This window comes from Paenibacillus sp. BK033, from assembly GCF_004345425.1.
In the GTDB taxonomy this organism is placed as follows: domain Bacteria; phylum Bacillota; class Bacilli; order Paenibacillales; family Paenibacillaceae; genus Pristimantibacillus.
In genome coordinates this window covers 159,855-180,762 of the sequence record NZ_SLVP01000008.1, presented here as the reverse complement: position 1 = coordinate 180,762, position 20,908 = coordinate 159,855, and the positions used below count along the sequence as shown (strand labels likewise).

At 53.1% G+C, this 20,908-nt stretch carries 13 protein-coding genes; 8 read left to right on the top strand and 5 right to left on the bottom strand.

Features of this window, described 5'->3' with window-relative positions; translation table 11 throughout:
• Positions 1 to 1,323: 1,323 nt before the first annotated feature.
• Complete coding sequence (locus EV294_RS23435; protein ID WP_132311265.1) at positions 1,324 to 3,126, bottom strand: 5'-nucleotidase C-terminal domain-containing protein; 1,803 nt, start codon at positions 3,124 to 3,126, stop codon at positions 1,324 to 1,326.
• A 337-nt stretch (positions 3,127 to 3,463) separates the two neighbouring features.
• On the opposite strand from EV294_RS23435, the gene EV294_RS23430 reads away from it, so the two are divergent.
• The 3 genes from EV294_RS23430 (at position 3,464) to EV294_RS23420 (ending at position 6,725) form a co-directional block, all read left to right on the top strand.
• The gene (locus EV294_RS23430) at positions 3,464 to 4,414 is read left to right on the top strand and encodes a sugar-binding transcriptional regulator (RefSeq protein ID WP_132311263.1); all 951 of its coding nucleotides are present in this window, start codon (positions 3,464 to 3,466) and stop codon (positions 4,412 to 4,414) included.
• A 27-nt stretch (positions 4,415 to 4,441) separates the two neighbouring features.
• The gene (gene deoC / locus EV294_RS23425) at positions 4,442 to 5,131 is read left to right on the top strand and encodes a deoxyribose-phosphate aldolase (RefSeq protein WP_132311261.1); all 690 of its coding nucleotides are present in this window, start codon (positions 4,442 to 4,444) and stop codon (positions 5,129 to 5,131) included.
• Between the two features lie 193 nt (positions 5,132 to 5,324).
• On the top strand, positions 5,325 to 6,725 hold the full coding sequence (locus EV294_RS23420; protein ID WP_132311259.1) for a SulP family inorganic anion transporter: 1,401 nt from the start codon (positions 5,325 to 5,327) through the stop codon (positions 6,723 to 6,725).
• A 246-nt stretch (positions 6,726 to 6,971) separates the two neighbouring features.
• Here the strand turns inward: EV294_RS23420 and EV294_RS23415 are convergent, their stop codons facing one another.
• From EV294_RS23415 to EV294_RS23400, 4 genes are all read right to left on the bottom strand, one after another.
• Positions 6,972 to 7,667: a DUF7002 family protein gene (locus EV294_RS23415; RefSeq protein ID WP_132311257.1), complete on the bottom strand. Its 696-nt coding sequence runs from the start codon at positions 7,665 to 7,667 to the stop codon at positions 6,972 to 6,974.
• Between the two features lie 33 nt (positions 7,668 to 7,700).
• Positions 7,701 to 8,393: a DUF421 domain-containing protein gene (locus tag EV294_RS23410; protein WP_132311255.1), complete on the bottom strand. Its 693-nt coding sequence runs from the start codon at positions 8,391 to 8,393 to the stop codon at positions 7,701 to 7,703.
• A 153-nt stretch (positions 8,394 to 8,546) separates the two neighbouring features.
• Positions 8,547 to 9,416, bottom strand: coding sequence for an aldose epimerase family protein (locus EV294_RS23405; RefSeq protein WP_132311253.1), 870 nt, complete (start codon positions 9,414 to 9,416; stop codon positions 8,547 to 8,549).
• A gap of 85 nt (positions 9,417 to 9,501) precedes the next feature.
• The gene (locus EV294_RS23400) at positions 9,502 to 10,686 is read right to left on the bottom strand and encodes a foldase protein PrsA (protein ID WP_132311251.1); all 1,185 of its coding nucleotides are present in this window, start codon (positions 10,684 to 10,686) and stop codon (positions 9,502 to 9,504) included.
• A gap of 204 nt (positions 10,687 to 10,890) precedes the next feature.
• Between EV294_RS23400 and EV294_RS23395 the strand changes: the two genes are divergently transcribed.
• The 5 genes from EV294_RS23395 to EV294_RS23375 all read left to right on the top strand — a co-directional run bounded on the left by EV294_RS23395 (position 10,891) and on the right by EV294_RS23375 (position 20,808).
• Entirely contained in the window at positions 10,891 to 12,942 is a 2,052-nt protein-coding gene (locus EV294_RS23395; protein WP_132311249.1) for a bifunctional diguanylate cyclase/phosphodiesterase, read from the top strand.
• A 23-nt stretch (positions 12,943 to 12,965) separates the two neighbouring features.
• A complete protein-coding gene (locus tag EV294_RS23390) occupies positions 12,966 to 14,375 on the top strand; it encodes an HD-GYP domain-containing protein (protein WP_132311247.1) in 1,410 nt (469 codons plus the stop codon).
• Positions 14,376 to 14,556: 181 nt separating this feature from the next.
• Positions 14,557 to 15,546: an L-glyceraldehyde 3-phosphate reductase gene (gene mgrA / locus EV294_RS23385; protein ID WP_132311245.1), complete on the top strand. Its 990-nt coding sequence runs from the start codon at positions 14,557 to 14,559 to the stop codon at positions 15,544 to 15,546.
• A gap of 373 nt (positions 15,547 to 15,919) precedes the next feature.
• Positions 15,920 to 16,441, top strand: coding sequence for a GrpB family protein (locus EV294_RS23380; RefSeq protein ID WP_132311243.1), 522 nt, complete (start codon positions 15,920 to 15,922; stop codon positions 16,439 to 16,441).
• Between the two features lie 527 nt (positions 16,442 to 16,968).
• The gene (locus EV294_RS23375; protein WP_132311241.1) at positions 16,969 to 20,808 is read left to right on the top strand and encodes a response regulator; all 3,840 of its coding nucleotides are present in this window, start codon (positions 16,969 to 16,971) and stop codon (positions 20,806 to 20,808) included.
• The last annotated feature ends 100 nt before the right edge of the window (positions 20,809 to 20,908 follow it).

Here is a 20,908-nt window from a genome sequence, read left to right as displayed (position 1 = left end):
CGGGAATGGTGAGGGAGGAGATTATATTGCACGAAGTGCAGCATAACGGGCGAGAATGGCGTCTGCTCGAGAGATATGCTGCATGGATTGCAGCATATTGCGCGAAATGAGCCCGTATTGGCTCGTTTTGTCCGAATATCCTGCATTCCGTGCAGGATAGGATTAGCAACTGGGCTCATATGCCCCAATATGCTGTATTTCGTGCAACGTAGGCGGATGGCGGTACTTAAAGCTAACTAGTTAGTTGATCTGTCGAAATGCAGCATATAGAGCAGGAATGGTGAGGGAGGAGGTTATGTTGCACGAAGTGCAGCATAACGGGCGAGAATGGCGTCTGCTCGAGAGATATGCTGAACAGAGTGCAGTATATTGCGGAGAAATGAGCCCGTATTGGCTCGTTTTGTCCGAATATCCTGCATTCCGTGCAGGATAGGATTAGTTACTGGGCTCAAATGCTTCAATATGCTGTATTTCGTGCAACGTAGGCGGATGGCGGTACTTAAAGCTAACTAGTTAGTTGATCTGTCGAAATGCAGCGTATAGAGCGGGAATGGTGAGGGAGGAGGTTATATTGCACGAAGTGCAGCATAACGGGCGAGATGGCGGCTGCTAGAGAGATATGCTGCACGGATTGCAGTATATTGCGCGAAATGAGCCCGTATTGTCTGCTTTTGTCCGAATATCCTCAGTCGGTGCAGGATAGGACTAGTTACTTGGCTCATATGCCCCATATGCTGTATTTCGTGCAACGTAGGCGGATGGCGGTACTGAAGCTAACTAGTTAGTTGATCTGTCGAAATAATGGTGAGGGAGGAGGCTATGTTGCACGAAGTGCAGCATAACGGGCGAGAAAGGTGGGAGGGGAGAGATATGCTGCACAGAGTGCAGTATATTGCGCGAAATCAGCCCGTATTGGCTGGTTTTGTCCGAATATCCTGCATTCCGTGCAGGATATGACTAGCCGCTGGGCTCATATGCTCCAATATGCTGCATTTCGTGCAACGTAGGCGGATGGCGGTACTTAAAGCTAGTCGCCCTTTAAGTTGGATTCTATCCAACGAAAGGAACTCAAAATCTTTCGTTGTTGCCTGCTGCGTTGAAGTTGCTCCAGCAGCTTGCGCCGATGGAAGCTGGTTTCAACCTTAACGAGCGGAGTTTACTGGATGAAGTCCAACGTAGCTTCAATTACTTAGCTATTTCGCATCCTTCTGCTGGATGAAATCCACCGTAGGAGGGGCTGCTATCTGTAGAGGTCGAGCAAGTCCGAGCTGGACACAAGACAAGGGCTGTACCCGCCGGGTACAGCCCTTGTTGCTTTGCCGTTTAAGCAGCGGGCAGCTTGATTTTTTGACCCGGGTAGATGAGATTCGGGTTCTTGATATGGTTCAGGTCGCGAAGCTTCTGCCAGGTGGTGCCATGCTTCTTGGCGATCGCCCAAAGCGTGTCGCCTTGCTTCACCACATAGACGGCCGGCTTTGCTGGCTCCGGTTTTGGCTCGGGCTTAGGCTCGGGCTTAGGTTCCGGTTTCGGTTCTGGCTTTGGTTCCGGCTTCGGCTGCGCAACAACCGGAGTCGCTGCCGCCGTAATGCGTCCTTCCACCTTGGAATCCGCGGTGCCAAGCTTCGTGATGTAAGCGATCAGCGCTTCATCCAGCGAACCGTACATGCCGGCTTGCGGATAGGGGCTGAACATCGTGTATTCGTCGCCGCCGGCAGCCATGAAGTCGTTGGTCGCCAGCATATAGTCGGCTTTCTCGTTTAGCGGCTTGCCGCCAACGGTAACGGAATGGACGCGCTGTCCTTTTGGCTTGGCCACGTCAATCTTGAAGGCGATGCCCGATACTTGAGGGAAACCGCCTTTCGAATTCGGATAATCGGATACGCCGTTCTCGAGAGCTGCCTTGATATCGGCGCCTTTGACCTTCAGAGATACGATCTGATTGCCGAACGGAAGGACGGTGATGATTTCGCCTTTTGTGATGGTTCCTTCATCAATAGAGGCACGGATGCCGCCGCCGTTGGTGATGGCAACGTCAGCTCCGGCCGCATCGCGAATGGCGTCGGCGACCAGATTGCCAAGGTTCGTTTCGCTGGTGCGGACCTGCTCGCGTTCGCCGTCCAGCTTCACGCTGGCCGTACCCACTTCTTCGGCCAGAATGCTTTCCTGGCTTTTCTGAATAGTGGCGACCATATCCGCGATCTCGGCGTTAGGGGCGATGCTCGCCGCGGTATCTTTATTCTCGAGCTTTGCTTCCTTCTTCACGACTTTGCCGCCGTCCACCCACAGATCCACGACGCCCAGGTACTTCGTGTATTCGCCGGCGCTTGCGATCAGCGTGTTATGCCCGGCCGTAAGGCCATGCTCCAGCACGGTATGGCTGTGCCCGTCGATAAAGACGTCGATGCCGTCTACGGCTTTGACGATCTTCAGGCTTGTATCGACGCTGGACGCGTCCTGGCCGATGTGGCCGACTGCGACGATGACGTCGGTCTTGTCTTCAAGCTCATCCACAATAGCCTGAGCCTCTTTGGTTGGATCGGCGAAGGTTAAGCCCTCAACGTTTTTCGGATGCGTCTTATAGGCGGTCTCCGGCGTCGTCAGGCCGAAAATACCGACCTTCACGCCGTCCACTTCCTTAATGATATAAGGCTTGAATAAAGACGTATTGTCTTTCGCGACTCTAACGTTAGCGCTGAGTACCGGGAACTTCATCATCTGCTCGAGCTCAAGCAGTCGCTTGTAGCCATAGTTGAAGTCATGGTTGCCCGGAACAAACGCGTCGTAACCCATCTTGTTCATGACCTGAACGACACTCTCGCCGTTCACCAGCGTGGCGAAGGTGGTTCCATGCGTGGCATCGCCCGCATCAAGCAGCAGGCTGTTCGGATTGGCCTTTCGGTAGCTGTCGATAATGCCGGCAAGCTTCGCGTAGCCCATTTCTCCCGAGGTTCCCTCCACGGCGCGCGCATGAGTGTCATTCGTGTGCAGAAGCGTGATGTGCTTGGCGGAAGCGGGAACTACTGTTTCATCTGCTGCAGCTGCAACGGTGCCGACAGACGCAGCAAAAAGCGAAGCGGCAAGCAGCGACCCCGCTGCCCACTTCATTTTTCTTAGCTTGATTAGCATTGTATCCCTCCACTGTTTATTTTTCTTTTATCGACAGTACGTATTCGGTATTTGGCATGGATCTCCTTTCAATTTCTTGTAAATTATCTGAAAATTTAACAAATTGGTCCTGAAGTCCTTGCCGCTCGAGCCCATCTCCTAGCATTCGACAACCGCTTTTTTCCTTTTGTGCAAAATTGTAAGGTTTGCTAAGTGAACAAATGTGCAAACCTGGCGGTGATTGCCGCATGCTGTTGCTCTGGCAGATGGGGGCACGTATAATAGTCCTGAAATATTGATATATTAATTCGAACTTATTCTCATAACTTAAGGGCAACTCTGCGAGAGGGGAAGACGGATGGAGGAGCTAAGTGATAAACGGGTAAAAATGCTTGAAGCGGCCCGGATGTATTACGAGCTTGACTACAATCAGCAGGAGATAGCGAAAAAGCTAGGGGTATCGCGGCCGACGGTTTCGCGTTTTCTGCAGCAGGCGAAGGAAGACGGTATCGTGCAGATCCGCATTATGGATCCGGCTTCCGATAACCAGGAACGCGCCCGCATGCTCAAGGAACGTTTCGGCCTAAAGGAAGCGATTGTGGCTTCCGTGCCGAAATACGAGGACGCCATGGTCAAAAAGGTCATCGGCGAGGCTGCGGCTAATTTTTTGAACGATACGGTTCAGGATGGCGATACGATTGCCGTCACTTGGGGAACAACATTATATGAAGTAGCCACTCGTCTGCCGAACAAGCATACGAAGCGGGTAAAGGTTGTGCAGTTGAACGGCGGCGTAAGCCATTCCGAGACCAATACGTACGCGTACGAGATCGCGCAGCTGTTCGCGAAGGCCTACCAGACGTCGCCGTACCTGATTCCGCTGCCGGCGATTGTGGACCATGCGGTCGTGAAGCATGCGATCGAAGCGGACAGGCATATCCGCAAAATCCTCGATATGGGCAAGCAGGCCAATATCGCGGTGGTTACGGTAGGGGCGCCGACGGAAGATTCGGTTCTGATCCGCGCGAATTATTTTTCGGACGAGGATCTGGGCATTATTTTGTCGCGCGGCGTTGGCGATATTTGTTCCCGGATTATCGATATTAACGGGCAGCTTTGCAGCGAGGAGCTGGATCTGCGGACAATCGGAATAGACTTGAACGAGCTCAAGAAGAAAGAATGGTCCGTTCTGGTTGCCGGAGGTCCAAGCAAGGTGGAAGCGATATACGGCGCGTTAAACGGCCAGTATACGAATACGCTGATTACCGACCAGATTACGGCGCAGCATTTGCTGGAGTTCAAGGGATAATAGAGTAGATAAATATGGAGGATGGGTATGAGTAATCAAAAAAATCTGTCGGCAGGGGAAGTAGCTGCTTACATTGATCATACTGCACTGAAAGCGGAAACGACAAAACAAGAAATTATCAAGCTTTGCGAAGAAGCCAAGCAGTATCGTTTTGCAACGGTATGCGTAAATCCGGGTTACGTCGCGCTTGCGGCGAAGGAGCTTTCCGGCTCTGGCGTTGGCATCACGACGGTTGTTGGCTTCCCTCTCGGGGCGACTACGACCTTTGCGAAGGCGGAAGAAGCGAAGGATGCGATTGCAAGCGGCGCGACCGAGGTCGACATGGTGATCAACGTTGGCCTGATCAAATCCGGCGATTTCGAAGGCGTGAAGCGCGACGTGGAAGGCGTGGTTCAGGCGTGCAAAGGGAAAGCCGTGTTGAAGGTTATCCTGGAGACGGGTCTGCTTACCGATGAAGAGAAGGTACGTGCCTGCGAGATCTGCAAGGAAGCGGGAGCGGACTTCGTGAAGACGTCGACGGGCTTTGGCAAAGGCGGAGCAACGGCGGAAGATATCGCGCTGATGCGCCGCATCGTTGGTCCGGATATGGGCGTAAAAGCTTCCGGCGGCGTCCGCGATTTGGAGACTGCTCTCAAGATGATTGAAGCAGGCGCAACCCGGATCGGCGCAAGCTCGAGCGTAGCGATTGTGACTGGCGGACAAGGCGAAGGATACTAAAAAGCGGGGGAAGGGGCGGCCGATTGCGGTCGTCCCTTCATTTGGGATTGACCCTTTGCGGAAGAGCAGGGTATCATGAAGGTAGTCGAACGGCCGGCTCGGTGGAGCTGGTTTTTTTGTTTGCGGATAGAAGATGAGGTGCCGGACCGGGATGGCCTGGTCGGACGTTATCATAGATTGATTGAGGTGAACCATGAGTTTGAAGACTTCATGGCGGGAGCAGTGGACGAGTAACGCGAGGATGAACGTACTGGCCGGCATTACGGCAACGCTGGCGCTTGTGCCGGATTCCCTTGCTTTCTCGTTTATGGCTGGCGTTCCGCCGGTCGTAGGCATTTACGCATCGATTTGTATCCTGCTTGTCATTACGTTTCTGGGCGGCAGACCGGGCATGATCTCGGCTGCAGCCGGCTCGATGGCCGTTCTTATGCTGACGCTGGTGAAAGAGCATGGCATCGAGTATTTGTTTGCGGCAACCGTGTTGACGGGCGTCATTCAGTTCCTGATGGGCGTGTTTAAGCTTGGCAAGCTGATGCGGTTTGTCCCTTCGGGCGTGCTGACGGGGTTCATTAACGCGCTGGCGATTATGATATTCCTGTCGCAGCTCCGTTATTTCAAGGGCGAGTCCTGGGTCATGTACGTGCTTGTTGCGGTAACGCTTGGCATTATCTATTTGGTGCCTCGCTTCTTCAAGGCGATTCCATCGCCGCTGATTGCCGTTGTGGTGCTGACGCTCGCGGTATGGGCGTTTGGCATGGGGGATGTTACGCGGATCGGCGATATCGCCGCGATTGACGCTTCGCTTCCGTCGTTCCTTTTCCCGGATGTGCCGTTTAGCCTGGATACGCTCTGGATTATTCTTCCGTATTCCTTGTCGCTTGCGGTGGTTGGTTATACCGAGACGATGCTTACGCATAACCTGCTGGATGAGATGACCGGGGAGAAGACGGATAAGAACCGGGAGATGAAGGGGCAGGGCCTGGCCAATATCGTAGCCGGATTTTTCGGCGGGATGGCGGGCTGCGCATTGGTCGCGGAATCGGTGCTTAACGTGAAGATGGGCGGAAAAAACCGCTTGTCGACGCTAGTCGCCGCGTTGTTCCTCCTGCTGCTCGTCGTGCTGCTCGGCGACCTGCTGTCGCTTGTGCCGATGGCTGCGCTGGTGGGCATTATGCTGATGGTGTGTATCGCGATCTTCGACTGGAGCTCCGTGTTCCGCTTGAACCGTCTGCCGCTCGGCGAGACTGTCGTGATGCTGGTGACGGTTGGCGCCGTGCTGCTCACGCATGACCTGGCGATTGGCGTTGTCGCGGGCGTATTCGTAAGCTTTATCGGCTTCGCGGTAAAAGCCTCCAAGGTGCATATTCACGACGAATGGAACGGATCAACGCGGACGTACCGCGTGCACGGACAGCTGTTCTTCGCTTCCGCCTCCGAGCTGGAGGAGCGGATCGCGCATGACTGCGAAGCGGAAGAGGTTCATATCGACCTCTCCGGCACCAAGGTATGGGATCACACGGCGAACCTCGCCGTCCGCAAGACGGTCGACCGCTTGCAGAAGAACGGAAAGCAAGTGACGGTAGTTGGGGTTTAGATGGTTTGGAGGGCCGCCCTTTTGGGGGCGGCTCTTTGTGTTCGGCTTTTGTTGTCCGTTCGTTGTACCTTTGTTGAGCCTTCCTCGTAGATCCCTCGTTACGCCTTTCTCGTTGTACCTTTGTCGAGCCCTAGCCAAGCTCCATATCAACAGGCAGAGCACTATCGTCCTCAATGGCGGCTGAATGAACGCTCAAACGCTCAAACGAGCACAGCTTGGGACGAAGGATTCCACTCTGTTGTCCGTTTAGTTGCCCGGTAGCAGAGTATCGAGCGGTTGGTAGTCTGGCAGCCATTTCGGGGGCACATGCTCCGGGCTCGGCGCGTATACGGACTTTAGCAGCCGGGTAATGGAATGTGCCTGCTTTTCAATAAGAATCTCCTTGATCTCCGAAGGCTTGACGGGGACCGCATGATCCGTTCTTCGGCCGAAGTCCGCGAGGGATACAAACATAGCCGGACTTTTCCGGTAGCTGCAGCTCTTCGGAAAACGGGGCGAGCTGCCCGAGTCGTATTTGGAAAACCGGACAGACTCTTCGTGCGCGAGCAGCAGCGAGCAGGCATCCAGCTCTAACACGGCGAAGGACTCTTCAGGCTCTCTCCGCATGTATGTCGTCAGCATCTTGAGGCAATCCCTTCTGGTCGGCCAGAAGAAGACATGCTTGTCTATAAAGGCCCGGAATTCTTCAACCGAGCAGTCTGTCTCCATCATCGCCTGAGGGATGCGAAGATGCGAATTTACCGTAATCGACGCTCCCTCGTACGATATTTCCTCTCTTGCGGTCCGTCGCTCGCCGGTCGATGCCGGCAGTAAATGATGGCTTGACCAGATAGCGTCGAAATAGGCGATAGCCTGAAGATTGCTTGCTCTCGTGAAGTGGTAAGCGGACTTTCTGCCTGTTGATTTCGTGATGAGGGCAATGTTTGTTTCGTTAATCGGCATCGAATAAGCCCCTTGTCATGAAAGATGGGCCCCTTATTTGTTGATAAACAGGGAACCGTCTTTTATAATCTCTGCGTAAAAAACCTCGTGTACGTTTTCGATACCGTGCTTTTTGAGTTCGTCATGCACCCATTGCTCGGTTAGGTTCAGCTCCTGCAAGTTTCTTTTGACAATCTTGCCGTCCGAAATGATTTCGGTTGGGAGGAAGGTAAACTCCGGAGTAGGAATATCCAGGTCTGCTCTCGTGACCGTTTGCTCGTATTCCTTCTTAAGCACGCTGATTTGTCCGTTTGGCTCAAGAATGGCATAATGAACCTCTTGAAAACTAAATACGTTCTTCTCCCTCAGCAGCATACTCAGATCATCGATATTCAAGCGAGTATTCCGAAGGGCGGATCTCAGAATCTGGCCTTCCTTCACCAAGATAGTCGGCTCTCCGTCCAGAACCACTCTTGCCTTGCCGGATTTCATGCTTATATACTCAATACCAATCGTTAGCACGGACCACCAGATTAAGCTGACGAGCCCGTTGAAATAAGGGGTTTCGCCTTCACCGGCAATATCCGCTGCAAAAGAGCCGATCGTGATTCCCGTAATATAATTAAAAAAGGTGAGATGGCCAAGCTGCTTTTTTCCCAGGATCCGCGCCAATACCAATAAAATAAAAAAAGTAAGCGAGGACCTCAGCAGCATTTCCCCGAATTCGACTTGCATAAAGTCTTCCATTGCTTACACCCTGTCCGTAAGATCTACTTGTTTCCAGTATGGGCTTAACGAATATCACGGATACATCCAATCATCCAAGAGGCAGGGGAGGGTATTGGGGCCGGCCAGCTATAAAAGAGGCCTTCCCGCATCCGGCAGGAAGGCCTCTATCGTTTATCGCTCGCAGCTGATCGTCAGGTTGGCGTTCAGTGCCTCGCCGGGTTCGAGCATAACAAGCTCCTCCTGGCGGTTCAGCTCGCCGGTCATGGCCATCCATGGCTCAACGCAGACGAAGGGCTTGTCCTGCACGGACCAGACTTGGACGTATTTGAAAATATCGTCATACGTCATGCGCACGCGAGCGCCGCCGCTAACCGGGAACGCGATCTCGCGTTTCTTGGCGCCAAGCAGGGTAACGGACTCCACCATGCCGTCCAGATCCAGCTCGCCGGTATAAGGCTTCTCGACCATATCGTTGTAGTCGAGGTAGGCAGTCGCATCGGTCTCGTACGGAAGCTTTTTCGAATCGGCATTGAAGTAAGGGTGGAAGCCGGCGTAGAACGGCATCGCTTCGCCTTCCGTCAGGTTGCGGTATTGCTGGCGGATATGAAGCTCGCCATTCACCAGCGCGTAAGTGAAGCTCACCTCGAAATCAAACGGGTAGCTTTGTTTGGTCTCCTCATTACTCTTCAGCACAATGGTAATCGAAGCCTCGCCATCGGTATCGGTGCCGGCAACCTCCCAGGCGGAAGTGCGGGCAACGCCATGGTTAGCCATCTCGTACGATTTGCCGTTCCAGGTATAGCTCTTGTTCTCGAGCTGGCCGCAGATCGGAAACAGGATCGGATTGCCGCCGCGGATATTCGCAGTAGGATGCTCAAACGTTGCTTTGTCCAGGTAAAACACTTCGAGTCCATGCAGCTGGCAGCCAATAACGATGCCTCCGCGCTCCGGACATACAAGAATGCGGGAGGATGTGCTTTCCTCAATTAGTTCGTAGATCTTAAACGTATCGGTATAGCTGTTCACTTGAAACTGGCTCATATGGCCCTCCTATGTATCTAATTTACTAAATCCATCATACCATAAATAAGCAAAAAGGCTGTCCCAGAGGGGACAGCCTTCCGAATTATTTCGCTGCGTTCGTCGAAGCGTTGCCAGCCGCCGCACTTGCTTCAGGGCTTGCTTCCGCGCTTGCCGCCGGGGACTCTTCAGCCGCAGCGGGATCAAGCGTATTCGTGATTTTCGCTTTTGCTTTCAGGTCGGCCATCCAGCTCGAGGAGAGCTCGCTTACTTTTTGCGTAACCAGCTGGTACTTGATGTCTTCCCTCTTTTCTTCCAGCGTAGGAGTTACAGCCGCTTTCTCATCTGTTTTCTTGATGATGTGGTAGCCGTAGCTTGTCTGAACAACGCCGCTCAGCTCGCCTTTTTTCAGGGCGAAGGCCGCGTCTTCGAAAGCTGGCTCCATGCTGCCTTTGGCGAAGAAGTTCAGGTCGCCGCCGTTGTCTTTGGTGCCTGTATCCGTCGATTTCTCTTTGGCCAGGGTAGCGAAGTCCGCGCCGGCTTTCAGCTGCTTCAGGATATCTTCCGCTTCTTCCTTCGTAGCTACGAGAATGTGCGAAGCACGGATTTGCTCAGGCGTCGACATGGATGCTTTGTTCTCGTCGTAGTACTTTTTGATGTCGTCGTCCGTTACCGTAACTTTAGGTTCAAGAATTTTGCGGATTTTCACTTGCACTTCCGCGTCTTGGCGCAGGCTGTCAACGGTCATGCCGTATTGTGCAAGCGTTTGGTTGAACTCGTCTTCGGAACCGAACGATTTCTTCAGGTTCTCGATTTCTTTGTCTACGTCCGCTTCGGTAACCGTTACTTTCGCGTCTTCCGCCGCTTGGTCGATCAGCTCTTGCGTAATCATATTGTCCAGCGTCGACTTGCCGCCTTGATCCACGAGGGAATCATACAGCTTGTCCTTTGTAATTTTAACACCGTTAACCGTTGCGACAGCTTTGTCGCCTGCGCCAAACGGCGGTTTAATCAGAACGATGATAAGCACGATGGCCAAAATCGCGGATACGGCAATCCAAGCTTTACCGCCGCTGCCGCTTCGGCCGCCTGCCGCTTGCGCCGGGGTTTCGGAAGTAGGCGCCTGCTCGCGCTCCTCTTCTGCAACTTCTTCGTCTTTCCCGTCTTGAAGGGCGTCTACGGCTTGATCGTCTTTGTTGTCATCCTCATAGACGTATTGTTGATTCTCTTGCTCCGCAGCCGTGTCGAGCTCCTCGTTTTCTCTTTTGTGCTGCGAGTCTTTGTTTTCCATTGTCAATAAACTCCCTTCAACAAAAAGGCACTATTTTTACAATCTTCACCTACTATAACAAAACAATCGCCCAAAAACCTTAATTCTAAATAAAAATATGTTGCATTCAGTCGCTTTTCGTATAATGGTATATGTATACAAAAATATTAGACTTTAGTCACATCAGATGTGTCCGGAGTACTAGTTGCGAAAGGTGGGGGACGTTTGGTCACATTACACGGAGAGTATAACGGCTGGGTTATTCTTCTCTCATTCATCATCGCGTTATTCGTTTCGTACTCTGCCTTGAATCTGGTGTACAAAATCTCGCAATCCCAAGGAAAGGTGCGGCTGGGCTGGATGCTCGCAGGCGCCTTTGTTATGGGCAGCGGGGTGTGGACCATGCATTTTATCGGGATGATGGCCTTTCACATCGGCATTCCGATTGCTTATGACGTACCCATTACTTTATTGTCGATTACCGCAAGCATATGCGCTTCCTACGTCGCCTTTTATTTAACGCTGGCCAAAGAAATTAACCGCCTTAAACTCCTTGGGGGCGGCTTTATCATGGGTGCGGGAATTGTCGCCATGCATTACACCGGAATGGCGTCGATGCATTCCCCGACAATGTCTATACAATATAACCCATTTATAGTGATATTATCCGCTTTGATCGCTGTCGCGGCATCATGCGCGGCGTTATATTTCTTTATAAATTTTCGGGACGGCAGTAAGGCTGCGTGGTCCAAATGGGCGGCTGCTTCGCTAATGGGGCTGGCGGTCTGCGGGATGCATTACACCGGAATGGGAGCCGCATCCTTCTGGTGCGGCGAAGCGGCTGCCTCCTCGTTAACGGAAGATATCCCGATCAATCTGTTTCTTCTAATAAGCGTCACCCTGGTAACTCTTTTGATTATGCTCGTTACCTGGACCGCGATTTATCTGGACCGTACCGTTCTTGAGCGCATGGCCTACAGCGACCCGTTGACCGGACTTGCGAACCGTCACGCGATGAACCGGTATTTCGATCAAAAGCTGGACAAAGCCCGTACGTACGGCTTGCTCTTCCTCGATCTCGACCAGTTCAAAATCATTAACGACACGCTTGGCCACGACATCGGCGATTTGCTGGTACAAGCTGTCGCGAAGCGGCTTCGCTCCCATGTGAGCGAAGGGGCGCAGGCCTTCCGCCTTGGCGGGGATGAATTCCTGTTGATGACGAGAGGGATGGAACCGTATGAGGTGGAGCAGCTCGCCAACCGGATCCTGGAGGACATCCGCAAGCCGTATTTGCTGGAGGGCAATGAACTCTACATCACCGGTAGTATCGGAATCAGCTTGTCACCGCAGCACGGTAACGAAAGATCGTCGCTTCTCATCGCGGCGGATACCGCGATGTACCAGGCGAAACGCAGGGGCAAGAACCAATACTGTCTCTACGACGAGCAGATGGAACGGGAGCTGCTGCGCCGGATGGAGCTGGAGAAGGATCTCCGGCTAGCCTTGCCGAGAGAGCAGCTCGTTGTTCACTATCAGCCCAAGTGGGATGCAGCCGTAAACCGGCCAATCGGCGTTGAAGCGCTTTTGCGCTGGAATCATCCTTTCCTCGGCCAGATTCCGCCGGAGGAATTTATCCCGATTGCGGAGGAGACGGGGCTTATCGTTCCGATTACCCGCTGGGTGCTGGGACAAGCCTGCCGGGATTGCTTCGAATGGAATGAAGGCAGGGCGGTCCCCCTTAGCGTCTCGGTTAATATGTCTGTCAGCGTGTTCGACAGTAAAAATCTCGAGGATATGGTCATCTCGGCGCTTCTGCACTCCGGCCTGGACGCCAATCTCCTGGAGCTGGAGATTACGGAGACCATCGTGATGCATAACGTCGAGGATGTCATTGAGCAGTTGAAGACCATCCGGGAGATGGGCGTTAATATTTCGATGGATGATTTCGGGGCAGGTTATTCTTCGCTTGGCTCGATCGATCTGATTCCCTTCCAGACGTTAAAGATAGATAAGCTGTACATGCAGCAGAGCGACTCGCCTTCGAAGCGCGCCATCATCCAGACGATTATTATACTGGCCAAGCAGCTTAATCTGGCGGTTATCGCCGAAGGGGTCGAAACGGAGCAGCAAATGGCGTTTCTGCAATCTGCCGGCTGCAGCATGATGCAGGGTTATTACTTCAGCAAGCCGATGTCGCGCGCTGATCTTGATCTTTGGTTACAGCAGTCGATGGTTGTTGATAGAAGTCAAACGTCGCAGAGCTTGTTCGTATAACGTAAGCCAAGGAGGGCGTCAATTTGAACAGTCAGGCGAAAATCTATCTGTATCTTCTTTTATCGCTCGCAGTCCCACTTATCGTATTCATGGTCCTTCATATGAATCCCGCTTGGGATTATCATCTGCACTCTCCTAACGTTCATTTCTACGTGGTCAGCATCGTGTCGGGCGCGGCATTTGCGCTTGCGATAGCAGTTGGCGTAGCAGCCATTCGGCTTCGCAATTTGAAAATCAGCTTCTTATCTTTGTCCTTCGTATCATTAGCAGCGTTATTCCTTGTTCATGGATTATCGACACCGAGAGAGGCGTATCACACTACGGCGCTGCCCAGCAATGCGGCTCAAATGAGCATATTGCTCGCCGTCATGTGGCTGTGGCTGTCGTCGATGTCCTCGGATCGCCGAATTATAAGCTGGCTGTCGGCGCATCAGCGCTGGCTGCTCCCGATCTGGACGGCGTCGATTGCCGTGATTTGCGCGTTGCTATGGCTATTCTCCGACCAGATGTCCTGGCTTCAAATGAAGCAAGGGCCAATCAAATGGTCGGCAACCTTGCTTATTTTCGGTTTAAACGGCTGGACGATGTACCGGTATCTGGAGACGTATCTGTCTACCAGATTTCCGCTGCAGCTGGCGATCGTGTACAGCTCCGGCTGGATGATTGCGGCCCAATTGATTAACGTAACGGGCGAAATGTGGATGTTAAGCTGGTGGATTTACCACCTGTTGCTGCTGGCCTCCATCTGCGCCATGGTTGTCGGCATTTATTATCAGTACCGCAGCTCCGGCTCCTATACGATGTCGCTGAAGCAGCTGTTCCAGAATGATCCCAAGGAATGGATTCACGCCTATATGTCGCCGGCGGTTCGCGAGCTTATCCGGACGACGGAAACACGCGACGCGTATACGGCTGGCCATAATTACCGCGTTGCGTTGTACGCCATACAGCTCGGAGAGGAGCTGGGGCTGAATCCCGACCAGCTTCGCGCTATTGCGCAAGGCGGAATCGTGCACGACATCGGGAAGCTGGCTGTTCCAGACCATATTCTGAACAAGCCGGGAAAGCTGACGCCCGAAGAGCGGGAGGTTATCGAGAAGCATCCGATGACCGGGTTCAACCTGTGCCGGCGGTTGGGCTTCATGCAGGAGGAGCTGGCCGTCATCCGCTCCCATCATGAGCGCTGGGACGGAAACGGCTATCCGGATGCGCTGAGCGGAGACAATATTCCGCTGCTGGCCCGCGTAACGGCTGTAGCCGATGTATACGATGCCTTGACGTCCTCCCGTTCTTACCGCGCGGCTTTGTCGCATGAGGAAGCGATGGCGATTATTTTGAAGGAGCGGGGGAAGCATTTTGACCCGTTATGCGTAGATGCGCTGGTGCGGATCGCCGGCGATAAGGGCTGGGCCTTTAAGGCGTCGGCCAGCTGAATGGAATTTGGCCCGATTGTAAAGATTGTTCATAGGCGTATAGCCCGGGTTTATTTCCATAAGCCGCGGGTGTATGATAGAGGAGTTACATAGACAAAGTTGTTCACCGCAAAAAGAGCCCTCGCATCTTCGAATGGCATCGATAAAGAGGTTTACTCAAGGAAGGGAAGGAATAAGAGATATGACATACGTAGCAGACAAGTCCCGTTATGAAGACATGAAATATTTCCGCGTAGGCAAAAGCGGCCTCAAGCTGCCTGCCGTTTCGCTTGGCTTATGGCATAATTTCGGCGGTAATGACCGTCTGGAGAACGGACGCGCGATGATCCACCGCGCTTTTGATCTGGGGATTACCCATTTCGACCTGGCAAACAACTATGGACCGCCACCGGGCTCGGCTGAAGAGACGTTCGGCAAAGTCCTGAAGCAGGATATGGCGGCTTACCGCGATCAAATGATCATCTCCACCAAAGCAGGCTATTACATGTGGGAAGGTCCGTACGGCGACTGGGGCTCCCGCAAATATCTGGTGTCGAGCCTCGATCAAAGCTTGAAACGGATGGATCTCGAGTATGTGGATATTTTCTACCACCACCGCCCGGATCCGGAAACGCCGCTTGAAGAGACCATGGCCGCGCTCGACCATATCGTGCGTTCGGGTAAAGCGTTGTATGTCGGCTTGTCCAACTACAGCGCGGAGCAGACGGCTCAAGCTTCGGCAATCCTGAAGCAGCTTGGCACGCCATGCCTGATTCACCAGCCGTCGTATTCGATGTTCAACCGTTGGATCGAAGACGGCTTGCAGGACGTGCTTGATCAAGAAGGCATCGGGTCGATCGTATTCTCGCCGCTTGCCGGCGGCTTGCTGACGAACCGTTACCTGGACGGTATTCCTTCGGATTCCCGAGCTGGCGGACCAAGCGTCTTCCTGAACTCGAACAGCATCACCGAAGAGAAGCTGGCTAAGGTCCGCGCCTTGAACGAAATCGCACAAAGCCGCGGCCAATCGCTGGCGCAAATGGCGCTTGCTTGGGTGCTTCGCGGCGGCCGCGTAACTTCCGCGCTGATCGGCGCAAGCCGCGTCGAGCAAATCGACGACAACGTTGCCGTGCTCAGCCGCCTCGATTTCTCGGGCGACGAGCTGCAGGCGATCGAGAACATCCTGGCGTAGGAATTGGGGATATCGACGTGTCGCCTGAGGAATGTATCTCCTTCCGGTTGCTGTTGTCCTCACATGGCTTTGATTGAATGGTTTAAAGAAGCCATGTTCGGACAAAGGCAAACGCTTCGCTCCTACAGGAGATACATTTCCTCTGGCTCTCATCGATATACTTTTAAACAGAGAAGGCTGCCGATTAATCTCGGCAGCCTTTTTTTGCAACATAGGTTGCTCCTCTTACATACGGCGTGTCGCTAACGAAAGTTTTAAAATCTAACGAAACCTGGTAACGCTATATGACCGATTTTGGGTTAAAAGAGGCGGTTAGATAGTAAATAACGATATGTGGTTTCGTTAGCCTGTTTTTAAAAGAAGGAGGGATAGCATGGAAGTGAGATTGAGCGAATACAAGGAAGACTGGGCTATGATGTTTCGGGTGGAAGCGGAGTGCCTAAAGTCTATCTTTGGCGGAGTGGAGATCCGATTCGAGCATTTCGGGAGCACGGCTGTTCCGGGGATGAAGGCCAAGCCCGTTATCGACATGATGGGAATCGTTGACGATATTAACAGGATTGATCTATTCAATGCTACGATGGATTCTCTCGGATACGACGTAGCGGGAGACTGGGGCATTTCCGGCAGGCGGTTGTTTCGCAAAGGCGGAGAGCAGCGCACCCACCATATCCACTTCTACCAATCCGATAGCCCCCAGATCGGACGGCATCTCATCTTCCGCGATTATCTGCTCTCCCACCCTGAGGAAGCTGCCAGATACAGCCGCTTTAAAGAACAGCTGGCCCAGCGATACGAACGCACCAACGAGTACAGCCCCGCCAAAAAAGCATTCGTAAGCGAAATGGAACAAATCGCCCTCAACTGGCACTCCCAATTAAACGAATACCCTTGATTTGCTCGCCGCCCTGCATGGTTACGTTGCACGCTTTACACTATATTTGCCCAAAATGCCTCTTCTCCTAGAATACGCTGCACGAAATACACCATATTTGCCTCATCTCCCCTCATTTTGCCCATATACAATAGAATATCCTGCATTCCATGCATCCTATCTCCCTCTACGCCCCCAAACCCTTCATATATCCTGCAAAACGTACAACGTATCAAGGGGATGGTTCTGCGCAAAAGGGAGCGAATTAGAAAGGAACTAGACTCCCCTCCATGCTGCGACAGGGAGGCCGCAAGGCTGATATGTGCGCACCGTCTGTCGGGCCTGCCGCAGGCAGGCAACCCGCCAAGGAACGGAGGCGGTTGGTTTGCGCCCTCCCCAACGAATCGAAGACGAGTGGAGGGAGATACATCTCCCGGAGTGAGCCCACGGTTCTGGCTGCACTCTCCTTCCGACAAATCGTCTATCGATTCCACCCCCTCGTGACGATATAATACATGTAGATTTACTCGGGAAGGGGACCGCGCGTCTTGAACAACCTATCATTGCGGACAAAAGGCCTGCTCATCATCGTCCTAATCACCTTCATTCCGCTTGGCATGGCTGGAATATTTAATTACCTGTCCGTTAAGCAGGAAATGATTAGTACCGCGTCTGAAAGGGTGGCCAGCCGGCTGAGCGTCAGCGCCAATTATCTGGCCTCTTGGCTGCAGATCAGGCGGGCCGAGGTAGTCGTGATGAGCCGCACGGATATTGTCCGTTACGGAAGCGATACGGAGAGGCTGAATTATTTCAGGAAGGAGCTGTACCGCTCGGATTATACCTATTACGCGATTGGGTATATTGATGCGAGCGGCCGGGCGATCCGTACGAACGGAGACCCGGTCAATATGGGCGGGCAAGCTTTTTTTCGGGATGCGATGAAGGGGAAATCGCAAATTACGGATCTGTTCCTTCCCTCTTTCGATAGCCTGAGCCTGAAGCAATCCCTTATTGTCATTCCGGTCTATGATCAGACAAACAAGATTAACGGTGTTTTATACGCATCGATGCCGATGTCATCGATTTCGCCCTATTTTCTTGTGGATAAGGATCCAAGCTCGGAGTATTGGCTCTACAACGAGCGGGGAGTAGTCTTGTTCCATTCCTACTCTACCTCTGCAGGCGTGAAGCCGATTCAGGGGCTGCTTAACGGGCAGCCGGGTCTAACTCTCGACAAGCTGCTTCACCCGTCCGGGCAAATCCATATCCAGCGCGGAAATATGGATCATATCCTTTTATACATGGACGTAGACAGCACCGCACCTTGGCATGCTGCGATCGAGATTCCGAAAGCGAGCCTCACTACAGGCGTGTCCAATGTATTGTGGCGGATCTTTGCCACAATCGCTTTGTCCGAAGTGGTGATCGTCATTCTCTTCTCGCTCTATTTCAATACGATTATTAACCGGCTGAAAGGAATCTTATCCGTCACGAAGCAGGCGGCCGACGGCCAATTCGAGGTGGAGCATCTGTCCCAGGAGCCCGGGGATGAGGTAGGCAAGCTGGCGGAATCGGTTAACGGGATGATGGAGCATTTGAAGGACATGTTCGGACGCCTCGAGGCGATTATCAAGCAGAACGAATACTCTTTTATTTTGCTGGACGAAAATTACCGCGTCAGTTATATGAACCAGGCGGCGGAGAAGCTGATCGGCTATACGACGGAAGAACTGAAGGGGCATGCGACACCTCTTTTGTTCATGGACCCGGATGAAATCGAGCGCGAAGCGGAGATTCTGTCGCAGAAGCTTGGCGTCCACATCGAGCCGGGCCTCGAAGTTTTCCGGACGCTGCGCCAGGTGGACTTCTCCTATGAACGGCAGTGGACGTATGTCCATAAGGACGGGACCAAAATTCCGGTACGCCACTTCTCGAACGGACTGCGCGACCAGCAGGGCCGCCTGACCGGCGTTCTTGGCATGGCTTATGATATCTCCGAGCACGTAAGAGTGGAGAAATCCCGCAACCTTCTGCTCGACATTATCGGCTCGGCCAAAGACCTGATCGCATCCATCGACCATAACGGGAAGGTTGCCTACATTAACAAGGCCGGCAAGAGGATGCTTGGCCTGCCGCTGGATTACAAGCCGAAGGACTATAAGAGCTACGTGGAGCCGTCCATGTACCTGTATTTGATAAAAGGCTCCCGGATCGCCGAGAAATTTGGCTATTGGGAAGGGGAAGCCGAGCTTCTCACTCAGGCCGGAGACAAGGTCAACGTCTCGCTTGTTATCGTAGCCCATCCATACAGAAATACAGGGGAGCTGTATTTCTCCTGCATCGCCCGCGATATTACCGAGCAAAAGCATACGCAAGAGGAGCTGATTCAGGCGACGCAGGAAGCCGAACAGGCGAATGCGGCCAAAAGCCGGTTCCTTGCGATGGTCAGCCATGAGATCCGCACGCCTCTTAACGGCATTATCGGCCTGACGCAGCTAATGCGCCGCACCGGCTTGTCCCCCTCGCAGAAGGATTATATGGACAAGCTTGGCAACTCCTCGGAATCGCTGCTTCGCATCATTAACGATCTGCTCGATTTCTCGAAGATCGAAGCGGGCAAGGTCGAGGTGGAGCGGGTAGCGTTCCAGCCTCAGGAGATGCTCAGCCGGTTGACCGGTCAGCTCAGCGTCTTTATGGGCGGCAAGGAGCAGTTCGAATTTATTTTGGAGGTTCCGGAGCAGCTGCCGACCACACTTCTGGGCGATCAGATGCGAGTGGAGCAAATTTTGCTTAATCTATGCATGAACGCCGTTAAGTTTACGGAACGCGGTCATGTGAAGCTTTCTCTTGAGGTGTTGGAGCAGTGCCCTGACGGGTTAAAGCTGCAATTCACCGTGGAAGACACCGGTATCGGCATGACGAAAAAACAAATCGACAGATTGTTTACCCCGTTCACGCAAGCAGACGGTTCCACCACCCGCAAATACGGAGGTACCGGCTTAGGACTTGTCATTGCGAACGGTCTCGTCAAAATGATGGGCGGAAAAATCCAGGTGGACAGCGAGCCCGGCATAGGCAGCCGGTTCAGCTTTGCCTTGTCATTCCCCGTCTTGTCTTCCGTCATGGAAGAGAAGCTGAATGTCGGCAAGGAGCTGGAGGACCAATGCATCTGGGTCGTGGAAGACAGCGACGAGATGCGGCTGCATTGGTGCGGGCTTGCGGAATCGTTCCGCTTGACCCCGGTAGCGTTCTCCTCTTGGGGAAGCGCGAGGGAAAAGCTGCGCCGGATGGGCGCGGGAGCGATGCCGAAGCTGATTATGCTGGATATGGAAATGCCCGATATGTACGGAGCGGAGACCTGGCTGGAATTCCACAAGCAGGCTACCGCCGCAGGAGTGAAGACGATTGCGCTTACGACCTCTTTCGGCCGTGACGAGCTTATGCAAATGCCGGATTCCGGCCGTCCTTACGCGATTCTGACCAAGCCGGTTACCCGTCTGGCCTTATTCCATGCTTTAACGGGAACGCTGGATCAAAGGGCGGTACCGGTCAAGGAATGGACAATGGCTGCCCAGGAGGCGGCCGTGTCCGCGGAGCTTCGGGAAAAAATACGGGTTCTGCTTGCCGAGGACAATCATATTAACCAGCTGGTAGCCATCGAATTGCTGAAGGAGCGGGGCTTCGAGGTCGGCCTTGCGGAGAACGGGCGGGAAGCTCTGGAGAAGCTGGAGCAGGGGAGCTGGGATCTTGTCCTGATGGATATTCATATGCCGGAGATGGACGGAATGGAAGCAACGACGTTAATCCGCAAAGATCCCCGGTACGAGCACCTGCCGATTATCGCGGTAACCGCAAACTCCCTTCGCGCGGATCATGAGCATTACTTGCAGCTTGGCATGAACGGGGTAGTAACGAAGCCTCTGGATCCGGATCAGCTCTACATCGTCATTATGAATCTGCTGAACAATAAGAAGTTTCCGGTGCTGCAGCAGCAGGCATGGGGCGTTTCCGGCTTATCGGTGCCTGAGCTGGACGGGATTCAGGTTGAGACCGCACTGGCCAGAGTCAGCGGCAAAGTCTCTATTTTGCGACATATGCTGGTGCATTTCCTGAAGGATTACGAAGGCTTCCCGGACAAGCTGACCGGGGAGTTGACCAATGGCCAGATCGCAGCCGCGAGACGAATGATTCATACGCTGATGGGGGCAGCCAGCTACTTGTCGGCCAATGACGTGGTGCAGGCGGCGGCAAGGCTGAACGAGATTTTGAAGAAGGAGGAGGGGGAGGAGGAGTGGAAGGCGCCGGCCGAATGGCTGAAAAAAGAGCTGGATCGCGTGATAGCCGGTCTGCAGCGGGCGTCGATTTCAACTTTCGACAGTTTCTCCTAACAATCTTCTAACATTTTATTGTTAACCCTTACAATCGTATTGTATATTAGAGATAGATTTATATTTTTTGACAGAAATCTTTCTTTCCCCAAGGGGTGGC

Coding starts and splice junctions, on each gene's coding strand:
- EV294_RS23435 (WP_132311265.1), bottom strand. CDS start 3,126: ATGCTAATCAAGCTAAGAAAAATGAAGTGGGCAGCGGGGTCGCTGCTT.
- EV294_RS23430 (WP_132311263.1), top strand. CDS start 3,464: ATGGAGGAGCTAAGTGATAAACGGGTAAAAATGCTTGAAGCGGCCCGG.
- deoC (WP_132311261.1), top strand. CDS start 4,442: ATGAGTAATCAAAAAAATCTGTCGGCAGGGGAAGTAGCTGCTTACATT.
- EV294_RS23420 (WP_132311259.1), top strand. CDS start 5,325: ATGAGTTTGAAGACTTCATGGCGGGAGCAGTGGACGAGTAACGCGAGG.
- EV294_RS23415 (WP_132311257.1), bottom strand. CDS start 7,667: ATGCCGATTAACGAAACAAACATTGCCCTCATCACGAAATCAACAGGC.
- EV294_RS23410 (WP_132311255.1), bottom strand. CDS start 8,393: ATGGAAGACTTTATGCAAGTCGAATTCGGGGAAATGCTGCTGAGGTCC.
- EV294_RS23405 (WP_132311253.1), bottom strand. CDS start 9,416: ATGAGCCAGTTTCAAGTGAACAGCTATACCGATACGTTTAAGATCTAC.
- EV294_RS23400 (WP_132311251.1), bottom strand. CDS start 10,686: ATGGAAAACAAAGACTCGCAGCACAAAAGAGAAAACGAGGAGCTCGAC.
- mgrA (WP_132311245.1), top strand. CDS start 14,557: ATGACATACGTAGCAGACAAGTCCCGTTATGAAGACATGAAATATTTC.
- EV294_RS23380 (WP_132311243.1), top strand. CDS start 15,920: ATGGAAGTGAGATTGAGCGAATACAAGGAAGACTGGGCTATGATGTTT.